This window comes from Amycolatopsis sp. NPDC051045, from assembly GCF_040682955.1.
Classification (GTDB): domain Bacteria; phylum Actinomycetota; class Actinomycetes; order Mycobacteriales; family Pseudonocardiaceae; genus Amycolatopsis.
The window spans coordinates 28,795-48,347 of record NZ_JBFBCC010000021.1; the positions used below are offsets into that span (position 1 = coordinate 28,795).

The following is a 19,553-nucleotide window of genomic DNA, read 5'->3' on the forward strand; positions in this document are numbered from 1 at the left end:
CGCCTTGGGGGAGGGTGGCCACCGGTCCATGATTTGGGGGGATCGGTGCGCGAGCCGCGTCGCTTTTTCGTGCTGTCAAAAGTCTTTCTCCTGGTCCTGGTGCTCGCGGTCGTGTCCGTCGGGCTGCCGGCTTCTTCACCTTTCGGTACCCACGGCCCCGGCCAGGTTGCAGCGGCCGGGAAGGACGCCGGACCGCCGAAACGCGTGCGCGAGCTGCCTGACCGGCGTACCGGAGGGGCGCGGGTCTTCGAACTGTCCAACGGGCAATACGAGGCGGAGATTTCCGCGCGTGCCCAGAACTACCGGGACGGGCAAGGCGACTGGCGGCCGATCGACACGACGGTGCGCGAGGACGCGCGTGACGGTTACGCCTTCGCCAATGACACCAACGCTTTCGCCAGCCGGTTCGGCAACCGGACCGACCGGCTGACGAGCTTCGCACTCGGGGACACCCGCGTCGAACTGGGGATCGACGGGCCGTCCCGCGGTATCCAGCCCCGAGTCGGGCGGAACTCGGTCAGCTACCCCGGTGCCTTCGACGGTGCCGAGGTGACTTACCAGGTGACCCCGGAAGCGCTCAAGGAGGACATCGTCCTCGCCGCGCCGCCGAAGGACGCGACGTACCGGTTCACCCTGCGGCTCGGCGGGGTGATCGCACGGGCTCAGCCGGACGGGTCGATCGGCTTCTTCCCCGCGGCATCCGACGGGCCGCCGCTGTACGTGATGCCCAAGCCGTTCATGACCGACTCCACCCCCGGTTCGAAGTCGGTGCACGGGAAGTCCCGCAGTGATGCGGTGTCCCAGCGCGTGGAGCAGCAGGGCGACCGGATCACCGTGGTGGTCGAGGCCGACCGCGGGTGGCTGGCCGCGCGGGAGCGCACCTATCCCGTGGTGATCGACCCGACCATCAAGATCGAGACGTCGTCGAACGGTGGCCAGGACGTCCAGTTGTGGTCGGACGTCCCCAACGGCAACGACGCCGGGTCGTACCAACTGTCCGTCGGGACCGACGACTCCGGCGTGGCCCGCAGTCTGGTCAGGTTCGATACGACCGTCGTGCCCGCGGGCACCAGCATCGCGTCGGCGAAATTGCGCGCCTACTACGACAACGAGCTCTACACCGACGCCAACGACGTCACGATCGAAGCGCGCCGGGTCACCGCCGCCTGGGACGCGAGCACCGCCACCTGGAACAACGCCGCCGGCGCGTTCGCCGAGGCCGCCCTGTCCACCGCGGTCAGGCGCAAGGGCGTGACGCACACCTGGTCCGAGTGGGATGTCCGCAACATCGCGCAGTCGTGGGTCTCCGGCACCAACCAGAACCAGGGCCTGCTGCTCAAGTCCGCCGACGAGACGCTGGGCCGCGGCGGGGCGATCTACCTGGCCGGCGACTTCGTCTACAACGGCGACACCGAGACGTTCCCGAAGCTGCTCCTGACCTACGGGCGCCCCGGCGCCGTGCTGGAGCCGATCACCAAGACCTACGCCACCGGCGCCGAACTGGCCTGGTCGCCCTACCCCGATCCCGACCCGGGCAACGCGGCCGACGACATCGTCGAGTACCAGGTGCACCGGTCGGTTTCGCAGGTGTACACGCCGTCCGCGTCCACTTTGGTCACTTCGCTGGCGCCCCAGGCGAGCCGGTTCGTCGACACCACCGCGCCGGTCACCCCGGACAGCGCCCCCGACCTGGGCTGGAACACCGCCTACTACATGATCGCCGTCAAGACCCGGGACGGCCAGGTCATCCCGGGCCCGACGCAGCTGACCCGGACGCCGAAGGCCGGCCAGGTCCGGCAGATCTTCCGCGCCAGCGCGGACACCACGCTCTCGGCCACCCAGCCGAACACCAACCTGAACGCCCTGAACGGCCAGCCGTGGCTGCAGGTCGGCAACAACGGCGCCACCTTCGGCAAGACCAGGACGCTCGTCAGGTTCGACGGCGTCTCGGCGATCCCGGCCGGCACCACGGTCGTGGACGCCGACCTGTCGCTGTGGGGGTTCTACTCCAACGGCTCGGGCGCGACCTTCGACGGGTACCCCCTCACCAAGCCGTTCGTGGAGGACCAGGCCACCTGGAACCGGGCTTCGACGGCGACCGCGTGGACCACGCCCGGTGGTGACGTCGGCGCCCGCGCCGACTTCGCCTCCGGCATTCCCGACCGGCCGACCTGGCACATCTGGGAAAACGCCGGAATGGTGCAGAACTGGGTGAACAGCCCGTCGGCCAACCACGGTTTCGAGGTCAGGCTCCGCGACGAGGCGACGGTCCAGCAGCGCGTGCTGTTCCTGTCCGACGAGGCGGCGGAACCGATGCTCCGCCCGTCGCTGGGCGTCTCCTACCTCGGCTCGCCGCCCGCGCAGCCCGCCGCGCCCGTGGTGTCCTCTGTGGACTACCCGGCCGACGGACGGCCGCACGGCGCGGCCGGGCGGCCCGGCACCTTCACCCTGAAGCCGGGCAACGGCGTGGCGATCAGCAAGTTCGTCTACCAGCTCGACTCCGACGCGCAGCCGACGGAGGTGCCGGCCACCGGGCAGATCGACCTGACCTTGACGCCCGCCGCGTCCGGCACTCGCAAGCTGACCGTCCGTGCGCTCACCGCCACCGGCTACTCCTCGTCGGCGACCACCTACACGTTCGTGGTCGCCGACGCGCCGCGGCACAAGAAGGTCAAGAGCGACTTCAACGGCGACGGCAAGGACGACGTCGTCACCTTCACCCGCGGTGACGTCGCGGACGTCTACGTCTCGCTGTCCGACGGCACGAAGTTCGTCCAGGATAGCGTGCGGTGGCACGAGCAGTTCGCCGCGCAGAACGAGATCCCGCTGACCGGCGACTTCGACGGCGACGGCAAGGCGGACATCGCGTCGTTCACCCGCGGCACGGACGCCGCGGTCTGGGTCGCGCTGTCCGACGGCACGAAGTTCGCGCTCACCCCGGTGAAGTGGCAAAGCCATTTCGCCACCGGCGAAGAGATCCCGCTGGTCGGCGACTTCGACGGCGATGGCCGCGACGACATCGCGTCCTTCACCCGCGGCGCGGACGCCGGTGTCTGGGTCGCTCTCTCGGACGGCACGAAGTTCGCGGCGAACCCGGTCAAGTGGCACGCATCCTTCGCCGCCGGCACGGCCATGCCCGCGGCCGGCGACGTGAACGGCGACGGCAAGGACGACATAGTCGCCTTCACCGGCGGCGACGCGGCCGACGTGTTCGTCGCGCTGTCCGACGGCACCAAGTTCGCGCCGTCCGCCGCCAAGTGGCACGACAACTTCGCGCCGGACGCGGCTCGCGGCGCGGTCGCCGACGTCGACGGGGACGGCAAGGACGACGTCCTGTCCTTCACCGGCGGCCAGGTGACGGTCGCGGCGTCGACGGGATCGGCGTTCGGCACCGCCCGGCAGTGGCACGCCGGGTTCGCCCCGGGCGACGAGCTGCCCGGCGTCGGCGACTTCACCGGCGACGGCAAGTTCGACATCGTGTCCTTCACCCGCGGCACGACGTCGAAGGTCTTCGTCGCACCGTCGGACGGTGCCCGCTTCGGCACCGGCGTTCAGTGGCACGGCCACTTCGCGGTCGGCACCGAGGTGCCGCGGCCGAGCGTCTTCGCGGCTGGGCCCGGCACGCCGGCGCCGGTGCCGCCCGCCGCGCCGGCGGTGACCTCCGCCGACTACCCGAACGACGGTCAGCCGCACGGCGGTGCCGGCCGGCCGGGCACGTTCGTCCTGCGGCCCGGTGACACCGTGCCGATCGCGAAGTTCGTGTACCAGCTCGACACCGACGCGCAGCCGACCGAGACCCCGGCCACCGGCCAGCTCTCGGTCAGCCTCACGCCGGGTTCGGCGGGCACCCGGACGCTGACCGTCCGCGCGGTCACCCCCGGTGGCCTGGTTTCGCCGCCGTCGACCTACACCTTCGTCGTCGCCCAGCCGGCGCAGCCGCCCGCCGCGCCCGTCGTGTCGTCGGCGGACTACCCGGCCGACGGGCAGCCGCACGGCGCGCCGGGCCGCGAAGGCACGTTCCTCCTCAAGCCGGGCAGCGCGGTGCCGGTGACCGGCTACCGCTGGCAGCTCGACGACGGCGGCCCGGCCGACGTCACGGGCACCGGCGAGGTGGCGGTCAAGGCCACCCCGGCGACCCCGGGCCAGCACCGGCTGACGGTGCGGGCGCTCGGCGCCGAGAACACGGTGTCCCCGGCGACGACGTACACCTTCGTCGTCGCGGACCCGCCGGGCGGACCCGGAGCGCCCCAGGTGGTTTCCGCCGACTACCCGTCCGGTGGTGCTCCCTACGGCGCTCCCGGCCGGGAAGGCACCTTCACCTTCCGCCCGACCGGCTCGACCGCCGTCGCCGGCTACCGCTGGCAGCTCGACGGCGGCCCGGTGACGGAGGTGGCCGGCGCCGGCAAGGTGCTGGTCAAGATCACGCCGGCCACCGCGGGCACGCAGACGCTGACCGTGCGCACGTTCACCGCGGCGGGCGCGGTGTCGGCGCCGACGAACTACGTCTTCGAGGTGGCCCAGGCGGCCGCCCCGGCCGCCCCCGCGGTGTCCTCTGTGGACTACCCGAACGACGGCCGTCCGCACGGTGACGCGGGCCGGGAAGGCACGTTCACCTTCCGGCCGTCCGGGACGACGCCCGTTTCCGGGTTCCGCTGGAAGCTCGACGACGGCGCGACCACCGATGTGCCGGGCACCGGCGAGGTCACCGCGCGCGTCACCCCGCCGACCGGCGGCACGCACACGCTGACCGTGTGGGCCCTCGGCGGCGCGGGCGCCGCGTCGGCTCCGGCGGTCTACACGTTCCTGGTGGCGGGCGCGGCCCCGACCCCGGACGTGCCCACCGTGAGCTCCACCGACTACCCCGCGGACGGGCAGCTGCACGGCAGCCTCGCCCAGGCCGGCTCGTTCACCCTGCGCTCGCAGGGAACCGTCGCGGCCGACGCGTTCCGGTACCAGCTCGACACCGACGCCGCCCCCACGGAGGTCGCGGCGGGCACCGGCACGGCGACGCTGTCGCTCACCCCGGTCCGGTCCGGCCGGCGCACGCTGACCGTGTGGGCCAAGGTCACCTCGTCCGGCGTGCTTTCCGCACCCGCGAAGTACACCTTCGCGGTGGGCGCGCCGGCCGGACCACGCGACTACTTCTACGACGCCGCGGGCCAGCTCGCCGGGGTCACCAACAACTCCGGCGAAGCCGCCGCCTACCGCTACGACGCGGCGGGCAACCTCGAGGCGACCGACCGGTACCGCGCGGACACCGCGTCGATCTTCGCGCTGGTCCCCGCGCGCGGCCCGATCGGGAGCACGATCGAGATCAGCGGCACGGGCTTCGCCGTGCAGGCCGCCGACAACAAGGTGACCTTCGACGGCGTTCCCGCGCAGGTCACCATGGCCGGCGCCAACCGGCTGTCGGTCGTCGTACCGCCGGGCACCGGCGCGGGCGCGGTGAAGGTCACCGCGGGCGGCCGGTCGGCCACGAGCCGCAGCCCGTTCACGGTCACCCGGGGTGTCCCGGCGCCGGCCATCTCGGGCGTCTCGGCCGATCGCGCCGACTCCGGTGACACGGTCACCATCACCGGGACCGGGTTCGACCCGGACCCGGCGCGCAACGTCGTGCTGTTCCACCAGACGACCGCCCGCGTCAAGCAGGCCGATCCGGGCAAGCTGGTCGTGGAGGTCCCGGCCGCGGCGAGCTCCGGCCGGATCTCCGTGCGCACGCCCGGCGGCCAGGCCACGAGCACCGGCGATTTCCTGATCGCCCCGCGCGGGTTCGTCATCGACCAGCTCGTGTACGGCGGCCACATCGAGCTCGGCCGGCCGCTCGACCTCGACATCCCGGCGGGCAAGGCGGCGGTCGTCCTGGTCGAGGGCAAGGTCGGCGAGCGGCTGCACCTGAACTTGGAGAACAACACCGTCCCGGTCCGCTCGGCCATGTGGATGTTCACCCCGTACGGCGGCGACTTCGCCCGCCGCACCATGGGCGACCCGCTCGACCTGTGGGCGGGCAGCACGCTGCGCCAGGACATCCCGGTGTTCGGCGCGAACGGCACTTACACCATCGTGGTGGCGCCGGACGACAACGCGGCCGGCAAGGTGCGGATCACCGCGTCGCACGAGCTGACCGGCGACAAGCTGACCCGAGACGGCACCGGGGTGCCGTTCACCGTGTCGGTCGCCGGCCAGCGCGCGGAGATCCCGTTCACCGCCACCGCGGGCGAATGGCTCAGCTTCGGCCTGACCGACATGAGCATGCCCGCCAACACCTTCGACGTGCTGGTCACCGAGCCGGACGGCAAGGACTTCCACACCTGGAAGGCCTCGCTCACCCAATACACCCCGACCATGGTGTTCAAGGCCAAGCAGACCGGCACCTTCAAGGTGGGGGTCACCTTCGGCGCCGGCGAACTCGGCGCGGGCAAGGTGTGGCTGTCCGGCGTCATCGAGGCGGGCAGGCTCGCCGTCGACGGGCCCGGCACGCAGATGAAGATCAACCGGCCCGGCCAGTCCGTGCGGATGCCCTTCACCGGCGTGAAGGACAAGCCGCTGCGCTTCGCCATCACCGAGAACACGCTGCGCGAGAACGGCCGCCCCGGTTACCCGGGCGGGATCATGGTGGAGCCGGACGGCAACCAGGTCGAGCTGCGCAACGGCACCTTGGAGATCAAGCCGCTGCCGGTCCGCAAGGACGGCGAACACAACCTGTTCATGAGCGGCTGGGAGGCGGTCGGCGCCGGCAAGGGCTGGCTGACCTCGGGGATCGAAGGCGGCACCCTGGCGGCCAACGCCCAGACCAAAGTCACCTTCGACCGGCCGGGCCGCGAGTACTGGTTCGACTACGACGGGGTCAAGGACGAGCCGCTGCGGCTGTTCGCCCGGGCCAAGAGCCTGCCGGGCAACCTGACCATGCGGGTGTACCAGCCGACCGGCGGGAAGCTGGTGGGCAGCACCTTCCAGAACACGCTCGACATCGCGGCGCTGCCGGAGACCGGCAGGTACCGGATCCACCTCGATCCGAGCTTCGCCACCACCGGCGACGTGACCATCGCCGCGTCCGAACCGCAGGACCTCGGCACGATCGCGGTCGACGCGCCCGCCCGCCCGGTTTCGGTCACCGTGCCGGGGCAGACGATCGCCGCGAAGTTCACCGGCCAGGCCGGGCAGCGGCTCACCCTCGGCCTGGCCTCGGCGAACATCCCGTTCTCGAAGCTGAAGATCCTCAAGCCGGACGGCAACCAGCTCGACTTCTACTCCGCGCAGTACCTGGGCGGCGGCGCCACCGGGCTCGACCTGATCGCGCTGCCGGCGACGGGCGACTACCGGGTCCTGCTGGAGCCGATCGACGACGGCAGCAACCCGGTCGCCGGTGACCTTTCGGTCGCGCTGTTCGGCGAGGCCGACGGCGGCAAGGTCGACATCGGCGGTGCGGCCCGGACGATCACCGTCGCGCGGCCGGGCCAGAACGGGAAGCTGACGTTCGACGGCACGGCCAACGACGTGCTGCAGCTGGACATCACCCGCACGTTCCCGAACAACACGGGCGCCTACTACAGCCTGATCGCCCCGGACGGGACGGTCTCGCCGCGGCACTCGTTCATGTCGTTCGACCGGTTCAAGATGGCGGCGCTCAAGCAGACCGGTACCTACACGCTGGTGTTCGACCCGGCGGGCAGCGTCACCGGCACGATGACCGTGGCGATCTCGAAGCCCGCCGCCGCGGCCGCCGCCGTGGCCTCGGGGCAGGCCCCGGCCGAGCCGCCGAAGGCGGTCACCCCCAAGTGCACCCCGGCCGATCCGCCGCCCCCGGTGGGCAAGCCGTCGCCGGGCCTGGGCGGCGCGCCGGCGCCGCCCCTGGAGAAGCCGGCTCCCGCGCCGTCGAACTGCACGCCGTCCGGCGGCTGGCAGCCCGACAGCGTCAACCTCGGTGGCGCCGACTGGAGCACCCGGTACGACCCGCAGCCCGTCCGGGACCGGCCGCTGCAGTTCCCGGTCGGCTTCACCGGAGTGGTCGGGCAGGTCAAGTCCACCACCGGGCAGGCGCTGACCGGCGTCACGGTCAGCGCGGCCGGCCGCCACGTCCCCACCGACGAGCAGGGCAAGTTCGCGCTGACCGACCTGGCCGGCGGCCACGTCGTGCTCCGCGTGGACGGCCGCACGGCGGTCAACACCGGCGGGCGCCCGTTCGGCGCGTTCGACATCGGCGTGGACCTGCGGGACGGCCAGGTGCTGGTGCTGCCGTACACGGTGTTCCTGCCGGAGATCGACGCCGCCGCCACCGTGCGGATCCCGAGCCCGACGACCGCGGAAACCGTCCTGACCACGAAGGCCATTCCCGGCCTCGAGGTGCGGCTCCCGGCGGGCACGGTGGTCCGCGACGCCGACGGCAACGTGGCCACCGAATTGAGCCTCACCCCGATCCCGATCGACCGGCCACCGTTCCCGCTGCCGCCGACGAAGGTGCCGGTGTACTTCACGGTCCAGCCGGGTGGCGGCTACCTCTTCCCCGAGGGCGCCACGATCATCTACCCGAACTACACGAAGGAGCCGCCGGGCACCCGCACGCAGTTCTGGAACTACGACCCGGACGGCCAGGGCTGGCACATCTACGGCTACGGCACGGTGTCGGCCGACGGCAAGCAGATCGTGCCCGACCCGAGCGTGCGCTTCTACCGGCTGACCGGCGCGATGACCGCGGTCCCCGGCATGAACCCGCCGCGGTTCGCGCCCCGGCCCAACAGCGCCCGGGTCGGAGATCCGGTGGACCCGTCGACCGGCCTCCTGGTCGACGAGACGGTCGACATGGTCGTCGACGACATCGCGCCGATCGAGATCAAGCGCACCTACCAGCAGGGCGATACCGACATCCGCGCGTTCGGCGTCGGGGCGAGCTTCAACTACGGGCTCTATCCCTGGTCGCCGGGGATCATCGGGCAGTTCACGTTCCAGGAGTTCGACCTGGTGCAGCCCGACGGCAGCAAGATCCACTACCGCCGGACGTCACCGGGCAAGGACTACGCGGGCGCGGTGTTCAAGGCCGACCCGACGCCGACCCGGTTCGACGGCTCGATCGTGCGCTGGGTCGACAGCGGCTGGGACGTCACCCTGCGCGACGGCACCGTGATGGTGATCGGCGAAGAGGCGCCGCTGCAGGAAATCCGCGACAAGTTCGGCAACACCACGACCCTGACCAGGGCGACCGCGCCGCCGGGCACCGACGGCAAGGTCCGTGCCAACGGGCCGGTCACCCAGATCACCTCGCCGAGCGGCCGCTGGGTGCGGTTCACCTACGACGAGGCGAACCCGCCGCGGGTGGCCTCGATCGAGGACAACCTCGGCCGGCGCGTCTCCTACACCTACGACGCGACCGGCCACCTGGAGTCGGTCACCGGGCTCGGCGGCGGAACCACCCGCTACACGTGGGAAAACGGGCTGCTCAAGACCATCACCGACGGTCGCGGCATCCGGTTCCTGCTCAACGAGTACGACGCCAAGGGCCGGGTGAAGCAGCAGACCGCCGCCGACAACGGGGTCACGAAGTTCGAGTACGTCGAGTCGGGCGACGCGATCACCGAAACCCGGGTCACCGACCCGCGCGGCCACGTCCGCCGGTTCACCTTCAACGCGGCGGGCGCGGTGCTCACCGACACGAAGGCCTTCGGCACCGCGCTCGCGGCGACGACGACGAACGAGTACGAGACCGACGGCGTCCGGCTCAAGTCGAGCACGGATCCCCTGCAGCGCAAGACTTCCTTCGTCTACGACGCCAACGGTCAGGTCAAGGAAAAGACCGTGCTGGCCGGTACCGCGGACGCGCGCACCGAGAAGTTCGAGCGCAACGGCCCGCACGGGGAGCTGACCAAGCACACCGACTCCTACGGCAAGGACACGATCTACGGGCTGGACGCGCGCGGCGCGGTCCAGACGGTGACCGATCCGCTGAACCGCAAGACCACCTACGTGACCAACGAGAAGGGACTGGTCACCAAGGTCACCGATCCGGCGGACAAGTCGGCGACGACGGACTACGCCGGCTCGGACCCGGTGCGCAGCACCGACCAGCTCGGCCGGGTCTCGACCACCGGGTTCGACTCGGCCGGCCGGTCGGTCCTGACCACCGACCCGCGCGGCGCGGTCACGGAAACCGGCTACACGGCGGCGGACCAGGCCGCCGCGGTGACCGATCCGCTCGGCCGCACGACGTCTTACCAGTACGACCCGAACGGCAACCGCACCAAGGTCACCGACGCCCGCGACGGGCAGACGGTCTTCGGCTACGACCTCATGGACCGGGTCGAGAAGATCACCGATCCGCTCGGCGGCCTCGAAGAGGTCAAGTACGACGAGAACGGCAACGAAAAGAAGCGGACGGCGCCCCGTGGCGTGGTCACCGAGCACGACTACGACGAACTCGACCGGCGCCAGGAGAGCCGGTACGGCACGGAGAGCACCACGAAGTTCGGTTACGACCTCGCCGGCCGTCTCAAGCGGACCGAGGACTCGGTGGCCGGCGTCGCCACGACCGAGTACGACGGCTTCGACCGCATCAAGGCCGAGACGACCGCGTCGGGCAGTGTTTCCTACGACTACAGCCCGACCGTGCGGGACCGGACGATGACGATCCCGGGCCGGGCCCCGGTGCGGCACGTCTACGACGCGGTGGGCGACCTGGCCGAGGTGCAGCAGAACGGCGTCACGGTCAGCACCGTCGGCCGTGACCGGAACGGGCGGCCGGAACGGGTCGGCGCGCCGGGCGGTGGGATCTCCCAGACCTACGCCTACGACGACGCCGGCCAGACCAAGTCGATCACCTACCGGGCCGGCACCACGGTGCTCGGCGACCTGGCCTACGGCTACGACGCGGCGGGCCAGCCGATCAGGACCAGCGGCAGCTACTCCCGTTCGGTGCTGCCGGAGCAGTTCGGTCAGGCCGTCTACGACAAGGCCAACCGGATCCGCGCGATCGGCGCCACGCCGGTCAGCTACGACCCGGACGGCAACCTGCTCTCGGACGGGACCGCCTCGTTCACCTGGAACGCGCGCGGCCAGCTGGCGACGCAGACCGCGCCGGGCCTGACGGCGTCCTTCACCTACGGGGCGGACGGCCGCCGGCAGGCCCGCACGGTCAACGGCGTCACCACCAGCTACCTCTACGACGGGGTCAACCCCGTGCAGGAGAAGGGGGCAGGCGGCGCCACCGCGACCGTGACCAGCACCGGGGTGGACGGGTTCCAGCTGCGGGAGTCCGGTGGGGTCACCCGCCGGTACCTCAGCGACGGGCTGGGCAGCACGCTGGGCCTGGTCGACGACGCCGGCGCGGGTGCCACGTACAGCTACGAGCCGTTCGGGCGCACCTACGTCTCGGGCGACGACGGCGGGAACCCGTTCCGCTACACCGGCCGCGAGGACGACGGCACCGGGTTGTACTACCAGCGCGCCCGGTACTACAGCCCCGGCCTGCAGCGGTTCCTGAGCGAGGACCCGATCGGGTTCGACGGCGGGACCAACCTGTACGGCTACGTCGGCAACCAGCCCAACGCGCTGGTCGACCCGATGGGGACGAAGCCGGCCAACAGCTGCCCGATGAACAGCTTCACCCCTGAGACGCCGGTGCGGCTGGGCGACGGGACCAGCAAGCCGATCGCCGAGGTGAAGATCGGCGACAAGGTGCTGGCCACCGACCCGGTCACCGGGCACACCGAGGAGCGCGTGGTCACCGCGACCATCGTCGGCGAGGGGCAGAAGCACCTGGTGGACCTCTCGATCGACACCGACCGGGACGGCACGGCCGACAGCGCGCTCACCGCGACCGACGGCCACCCGTTCTGGGTGGTGGAAGCCGGGGAGTGGCGGGAAGCGCGCGACCTGCGGCCCGGCGACCTGCTGCGCACCTCCGCGGGCACGTTCGTCATGGTCACCGCGGTGGCCCGGCGCACGGCCGCGCAGCGGGTGCACAACCTGACGGTCGACGGCCTGCACACCTACTACGTGGTGGCCGGGCGGACACCGGTCCTCGTCCACAACACCAACAGCCCGAACCCGAACGCCTGCGGCCCGAACGGCGAACCGGTCTACGACATCCCGGGCGGGTCCAGCGGCGGCACGGGCGCCTACAACAGCATCCCGAAGTCGATGCGCAAGGACTACAACATCGGCGCGCAGGCTGATCCGAGCAAGGACATCCCCCTGTGCTCCTACTGCCGGACGAACAACGCCAACGCCGTCGACCACGTCCAGCCGCGCAGCAAGGGCGGTGACCTGACCGACGCGAACACGACCCCGATCTGCACCTTCTGCAACAGCTCCAAGCGCGACCGGGTCGCTCCGCTGAACCCGCCGGCAGGCTATTCCGGCTGGTGGCCGCCGCCGTGGTGGCCGGCGAACATGAAGGCGACCGTGGGGACGCCGGTATGGATTCCGTAGCTAGGGTGCGAACCATGGTGAACGAGATCGTCTACGTGACACACGAGGATCCGGTGTGGCGGCCGGAGCCCGCCTACATCGCGCTGGTCGACCTGGCCCCGTTCGGGCTGGACGGGCAGCAGGAGCAGGTGTGGCTCAAGCCGTCGGCCGACGGCGGCCTCGAGGTCGCCTGCATTCCCTTCTGCGCCTACGGAATGGCGCTGGGGGACCGGGTGGCGCTGGCGGACGAGCGGTTCGTCGCCCGCGTGGTCGCCCGGTCCGGCCGACGCGTGTTCCGGGTCTTCTTCACGGAGCCGCGGCCGCCGGGTGACGCGCGCGAAGCCCTGCGGACCGCCATCGCCGAGGGCGGGTTCCTGGCCGAGTGGCAGGGAGACCGGCACGTCGCGATCGACGTGCCCGAGGGCGCCGCCACCTCTGCGGTGTGGATGGCGGTCCGGGAAGAGATCGAAAACCAGACGGCGTACTGGGAATGGGCGGACGGGGAACCGTTCCGGACGACGGCCGACGCCTGATCCGCGGCTGAAGCGAGAAACTGGGGGAGCAATGCAAGCGTTCGCGAGCTGGAGACGGCTGCTCGTGGCAGGCGTCGCCGCGTCGGTGTTCGCCGGCCTCTTCGCCGGGGAGGCCCAAGCCCAGGAAGGGCAGGTGCACGAACCCGCGGGCGCGCAGGTCGTCGACGGCAGCTACATCGTCACGCTGAAACCCGGCACGGCCGCGGCTTCGGGTTCCGGCGCGCTCACCCGGAAGCACGGCGGCAAGGTCAGCCGGACCTTCGGCAAGGCGCTGAGCGGGTTCGCGGTGCACGCCTCCGAGGCGGAGGCGAAGCGGCTGGCCGGCGACCCGCGCGTGGAGCGCGTCGAGGCCGACACGGTCGTGCGCGGGACCGGAACCCAGACGACACCGCCCTGGAACCTCGACCGGGTGGACCAGCACAGCACCGTCCTGGACGACAAGTACACCTACGCCGAAGCCGCCGGCGCCGGGGTGTCGGTGTACATCATGGACACCGGCGTGCGTGTCACGCACGCGGACTTCGGCGGCCGCGCGAGCGTCGGCTTCGACGCCATCGGCGACGGCTGGAACGGGCAGGACTGCAACACCGCCGGGCACGGCACGCACGTGGCCGGCACGGTCGGCGGGGCCACCTACGGCGTGGCGAAGAAGGCCAGGCTGATCTCCGTGCGGGTGCTCAGCTGCGAAAACCTCGGCACGGTCAGCGAGATCATCGCCGGCGTCGACTGGGTGACCCAGCACGCGCAGCGCCCGGCCGTGGTCAACATGAGCCTCGGCGGCGGCAAGTCGGACGCCGAGGAACTGGCGATCAAGAACTCCATCGCCTCGGGCATCACCTATGTCGTGGCCGCGGGCAACGACAACCGGGACGCCTGCCAGGCCAGCCCGGCCGCGCTGCGCGAGGCGATCACCGTCGGGGCCAGCAACCCGGTCGACGAGCGGGCCCGGGACTGGAAGGACACCCCCGGCGGCGTCACCAGCGGGTCGAACTACGGGACCTGTCTCGACCTGTTCGCGCCGGGCGAGTCGATCAAGTCCTCGCACAACGCCACCGACACCGCGACGGTGACGTTGCGCGGCACGTCGATGGCCAGCCCGCACGTGGCGGGCGCCGCCGCGCTCCTGCTTTCCCAGGCACCGAACCTGACCCCGGCCGAGGTGACCACCACCCTGCTCGGCCAGGCCAGCTCCGGCGTGCTGAAACCGGCCGACCTCGGCACGGGTTCGCCGAACAAGCTGCTCTACACCGGCGTGCCACCGCGGGCGGTCTGCGCGCTGGCCGACGACACCCGCCGTCCCGTGCCCGACCAGGGTTCGGTCACGAGCACGATCGACGTCACCACCTGCCCGCGCAAGGTCGCGGCCACCGCGCGGGTGCGCGTGCGGGCCGAACACCCGTTCCGGGGCGACCTGTCGGTGAAGATCACCGCGCCCAACGGGCTGGAGAAGGTCCTCAAGGAGGCCGACGGGAACGACTCGGCGGCGGACCTCGACGCGACCTACCCGCTCACCGGAATGACCTCTGTGGACGCCAACGGGCCGTGGAAGCTGGTCGTGACCGACAACTTCGGCTTCGACGAAGGCACGCTGACCCATTGGGACCTGGTGCTGGCCGAGCCGCCGGTCGGCCTGCCGGTGGTCACGTCGGCGACCTACCCCTCCGACGGCCTGCCGCACGGCGGCACCGGCGTGGCGGGCACGTTCTCGTTCGCGCCGGGTGACGCCGTGCCGGTCGCGAAGTACTCCTACCGCCTCGACGGTGAGGCGACGCCGAAGGAGGTGACCGCCACCGACAGCCGTGCGACGGTCACCGTCACCCCGCCCGCGGCCGGGCACCGGACACTCACCGTGCGCGCCTTCAACGGCGTCGGCGAGCCATCCGATGTGTTCGTGTACGACTTCCTCGTCGCCGACCGGCCGCCGCCCGGGGCGCCGGTGGTGACCTCGTTCGACTACCCGGCCGAAGCGCAGGCCAACGGCGGCGTCGGCCTGCCCGGCACCTTCACCTTCAAGCCCGGTGGGTCCGCGGCGGTCACGAAGTACGTCTACCAGCTCGACACCGACGCGTCGCCGTCCGAAGTGGCCGCCACGGGCCAGGTTTCGGTCGGGATCACGCCGTCGGCGGCCGGGGCGCGGACGCTGACCGTGCGGGCGGCCAACGGCGGAGTGCTGTCGGCGCCGACGACCTACACCTTCACCGTCGCCGGGGCGTCCGACACGGTCGACGGCGGAACGCTTGCCGTCGAAGGCGCGGCGGTCAGCGCGGCCATCCCGGCCGGCAAGGTGCTGCGGTTCGGCTTCGACGGCACGGCGGGCGACAAGCTCGGTTTCGGTCTGACGGCGAACTCGGTCGGCACCAACGCGCGGTTCTGGCTGACCGACCCGTCCGGGCGAGCGGTCACGGTGGAGCCGAACAACGGGCCGGGCGTCATCACGGCGGGCAGCGGCCGTTCGGCGCCGTTGCCGACGCTGGCGGTGACCGGCCGGTACTCGTTGTTCGTCGACCCGAACGGCGCCGGCTCGGGCAGCGTCACCGCGCAGCTGGCCCGCAAGCTGGTCGGCAGCACCGACACCGCGGCGCAGGGCTATCCGTTCACCCTGGCTAAGGCCGGCCAGCTCGCCGAAGTCGGCTTCGACGCCACGGCGGGCACCTGGTACGACCTCGGGTTCACCGAGCAGCCCGAGTTCCAGCTGTTCTCGATCGACGTGTTCGACCAGGACAACGCGAAGGTCGGCGGTACCCAGCTCGTCTTCAGCGACTATCCGGGCCGCTTCCGGGCCACCACCACCGGCCGGTACCGGCTCGTCGTCGGCTTCTACTTCGGCGACGCGGGCAGCGGCAAGCTGTGGCTCTCGTCCGAACTGGACGGTGGCAGCGTCACCACGACCGGCGCGGGGAAGGCCCTCACGCTGTCCCGGCCGGGCCAGAGCGCGCGGCTGCGGTTCGACGGGACGGCGGGGCAGCGGCTGGGCCTCGGGTACACCGACACCAGCCTGCACCCGAACGCGACCGTGACGGGACCGGACGGCTCGCTGGTTTCGGTGACCGCCCACACCGGCGGCGCGTCCATCGCCGCGTTGACCGGAACGGGCAGCCACGAGCTGCTGCTCGGCGGTGGCACCGGTCCGGTCACCGTGTGGCTGTCCGAAGACCTGGCGGCCGGCGCCCTCACTACCACCGGCCCGGCCAAGCCGGTCACCCTCACCCGGCCCGGGCAGCACGCGCGGCTCACCGTCGACGGCGCCGCTGGGCAGCGGCTCGGCCTCGCGACGACCGGCGGGACCGCGGGCTTCGGCGAGTTCCACGCCGCGGCGATCAACCCGGACGGCACGCAGCTGGACTCCTACGGGGGGCTGACCAGCCCGGACAGCTACACGTTCGCCCCGCTGCCGTCGACCGGCAGGTACGAGCTGGTGGTCAGCTCCAGGCGGAGCGCGACGGGGACGGTGACGCTGACCTTGTCCGAGCCCGTCGTCGCGGGCACGATCACGGTCGGCGGCGCGGCGGCGACGGTGACGGTGGGCCGGGCCGGGCAGGACGGCCAGCTCTCCTTCACCGGCGCGAGCGGCGACCGACTGCGGCTGACGTTCGGCAGTAGCACGATGACGCCGCAAACGGCCTTCAACGTGACCGTGTTCCGGCCGGACGGCACCAGGCTGGTGGACCGGGCACCTCGGACGAACCTGACGCCGTACGACCTGCCCGCACTGTCCGCGGCCGGGACCTACGTGGTGCTGGTGGAGCCCTGGTCGGCCTCGACCGGCTCGATGGCCGTGGGCCTGGCGAGGCAGCCGTGACGGTCGGCAGGCGGGCGTTCCTGGCCGCGGTCGGCGCCTTCGGCCTGGCCGGGTGCGCCCCCACGGCGGAGCCGCCACGCCGGGCCGCCGGTCCGCGGCAGCCCGGCGTGGTGACCCCGGCTCCGCCGCGGATCGAGCTGGCGGCGTTCGACGTGACCGCGCGCGACCGCGAAGGGCTGGCTGCGATCCTGCGGGCGCTGAGCGAACCGGCACCGGGGGTCACGCTGACGGTCGCGGTGGGGGCGTCGTTGTTCGACGGGCGCTTCGGGATCGAACGGCCCCGCTTGCTGACGCCGATGCCACCGTTCCGCAGCGACGTGCTGGACCCCGAGTGGTGCCACGGGGACCTGCTGGTCCAGGCAGGCGCCGCGACGGCCGAGCCGATCGAACGCGCGCTGGGTGCGAAGATTCCCGGCTTGGTGCCGCGCTGGCGCCAAGCCGGGTTCCACCCGGACGGTCCGGTCCGCAACTTGTTCGGGTTCCGCGAGGGCGCGGGCAACCCGGACGCGTCGGACACCGCACTGATGGACCGGCTCGTGTGGGTCCAGCCGGGCGACGACGAGCCCGCGTGGTGCGCGGGCGGCACCTACCAGGTGGTTCGGCTCATCCGCCTGGCCACGCCGACGTGGAACTCGAAACCCGTGCCGGACCAGGAACGGGTGTTCGGCCGCGCCAAGGAAAGCGGGGCCCCGCTCGGCCGGCAGCGGGAACAGGAGATCCCGGACTACGCGGGCGACCCACGGGGCGAGGTGATCGCCCTGGACGCCCACATCCGGCGGGCGAACCCGCGGACGCCGGAAAGCGAGGCCCACCGGATCCTGCGACGCGGTTACTCGTCCGGCGACGGCGAGGGCCGTGCGGGCCACCTCTTCATCTGCTTCCAGCGCGACGTGGAGCGGGGTTTCGCGACCATCCAGAAGCGGTTGGCGGGAGAGTCGCTGGAGCGCTACATCCTGCCCTTCGGCGGCGGGTACTACTTCGTGCTGCCGGGCGGCACCGGCGGGGGCGACCACATCGGCAAGACCATGCTGGGGTGACACCGCAACAGCGGTGGTGGGCCCTGCCCGCCGTAGCACAGCGAACCCCCCACCAGCGTGCGGTCGGCCGGAACGGTCCTCGACGGACGTACGCGGGCCGGCGGGACGTCGGCGAGCTTGGTGCGTACGGCGTGCCGGTGCCGCGGGCCTGCGGCCACTCCGCGGCCGGATAGGTGGCCGGGAAGTCGAGCGCGCCTTCGTGCATGTGGCCGGGGAACACGTCGATCGGTCCTGCCCGGCCGCAGAGGAGCGGGTGCGGCCGGTACCGCTGCACCCACCACGGCCACGACCAGCCCAGCGAGTACTTCGTCAGCAGCAGCCGCTGCGGAACTGGTCGTCCTGCAGCGTCAGGTCGTCGAGCGGGTGCGTGCCCGCGTCATACCGGCACGGTCGCGACTTCGTATTGCGCTTCGGCGCTGATGCGGCGACAGCCGCGATCCGGCCGTTGATCGTGGACGGCTTGCTGACGGTGGCGACGGTTGAGCCGGGTTGCCCCCTGCGCCCTGGGGACGCCTGATCGGCCGTCGGCTCGGCAAGAAGTCTTCTCGATTAACCTCTTTGGCTCAACGGATTAATCGTCCGGGCTCCTAAGCTGAAAGACTTGACCAGTAGTCGCCGTCTGGACCCCGCGGCCGCGTAACAGGCTCGTGATAAGGCCAGGGCGAAGGTGAATCATGGTGACGCTTGGTGGGGTGCTACGTGACGGCAGGAGCGCGACCGGTTCAGTCCGGTTGACGCTTACTGGCGAGTTTGAGTTGTTCGTTGGAGGAGAACGGCGGACGGTTCCCCATAGCGTTGAACGGGTCTTGGCTTATCTGGCGTTGACGGAGCGTCCGGTGAGCCGGACGAAGTTGGCGGGAATTCTTTGGTTCGGTGCGACTGAAAAGCGTGCCGCCAACAACCTGCGGACGACATTGTGGCGGCTCGGCCGAACATGCGGCCAGCTGGTGTCAGCTGGCCCTGATCGTCTGGTGCTGTCGTCAGCGGTGAAGGTCGATGCGGCCGAGTTGTCAGGCCTTGCCCAACGGCTCATCCATGACCCGGCTCCTGACGACTTGGGCGACCTGCCGTCCCTCGTCGCTTGCGCTGACCTGTTACCCGACTGGGACGACAGGTGGGTCGCCGCAGACCGTGAGCGTCTTCGGCTGTTGCGGCTGGAGGCGCTTGAGCGCGCGGCGTCGGCCTTGATCGAGCGACATTGCCTGGGTGACGCCCTTGTTGCCGCTCTGGCATCGGTTCAGTCCGAGCCTCTTCGCGAAAGCTGCCGGCGCCTGGTGGTGGAGGTGCATGTGACCGAGGGCAATGTCGCCGAGGCGCTTCGTTCGTACAACGAATATCGGGCGCTACTGCGTGATGAGCTCGGCATCGAGCCCTCTGATCTCATGCAGCGGCTGATCGAGCCGTTGGGCTTGTGGTCCCGTGGTGACGGTGGCGTGCCGGGCTCGTGACAGGACCGGACCAGACTCTGCACGATGGGCCCTCCAACCGGCGTTCGCCATGAGGTGGCGGTGGTGCGCGTCGAGGTTCGTGCTGCCGGAAACACGCAGTTACTGATTGAGTTTCTTGAAGTCGGTCGTGAACGTGGCCAGGACCGACTGCTCGGCCGGGCGACCAATGCGGCGGCCGCGGGCCGCCTGCTCGAGGATTGGCTCGTCACGCTCATAGGTGCTGGCGGAGCGTAGCCGCAGGCAGACGACGGTGTGGAGCCGGGCCGGTGACGCAGCGGAGACGGCGAGGAGCCGCGACGGCGTCATCCTGGCTGGCGACTGCACGGTCTCCGGGCTCACG

General features: G+C 71.4%; 6 protein-coding genes. 5 read left to right on the forward strand and 1 reads right to left on the reverse strand.

The genetic code is table 11. From position 1 onward, the window contains the following. Positions 1–204 precede the first annotated feature (204 nt). From AB0M80_RS35330 to AB0M80_RS35350, 5 genes are all read left to right on the forward strand, one after another. On the forward strand, positions 205–12,417 hold the full coding sequence (locus tag AB0M80_RS35330; RefSeq protein ID WP_364573628.1) for a DNRLRE domain-containing protein: 12,213 nt from the start codon (positions 205–207) through the stop codon (positions 12,415–12,417). A gap of 14 nt (positions 12,418–12,431) precedes the next feature. Then, positions 12,432–12,929, forward strand: a complete 498-nt coding sequence (locus AB0M80_RS35335; protein WP_364573630.1) for a DUF4265 domain-containing protein — start codon at positions 12,432–12,434, stop codon at positions 12,927–12,929. Positions 12,930–12,960: 31 nt separating this feature from the next. Beyond that, on the forward strand, positions 12,961–16,728 hold the full coding sequence (locus AB0M80_RS35340) for a S8 family serine peptidase (protein ID WP_364573632.1): 3,768 nt from the start codon (positions 12,961–12,963) through the stop codon (positions 16,726–16,728). After that, positions 16,725–17,765, forward strand: a complete 1,041-nt coding sequence (locus tag AB0M80_RS35345) for a Dyp-type peroxidase (protein ID WP_364573634.1) — start codon at positions 16,725–16,727, stop codon at positions 17,763–17,765. The genes AB0M80_RS35340 and AB0M80_RS35345 overlap by 4 nt, the downstream gene beginning before the upstream one ends. A 674-nt stretch (positions 17,766–18,439) precedes the next feature. Then, entirely contained in the window at positions 18,440–19,213 is a 774-nt protein-coding gene (locus AB0M80_RS35350) for a BTAD domain-containing putative transcriptional regulator (protein ID WP_364573636.1), read from the forward strand. 99 nt (positions 19,214–19,312) lie between these two features. Here the strand turns inward: AB0M80_RS35350 and AB0M80_RS35355 are convergent, their stop codons facing one another. Then, positions 19,313–19,552 (reverse strand): hypothetical protein, encoded by a 240-nt coding sequence (locus tag AB0M80_RS35355; RefSeq protein WP_364573638.1) that lies wholly within the window; start codon positions 19,550–19,552, stop codon positions 19,313–19,315. Position 19,553: the final 1 nt, after the last annotated feature.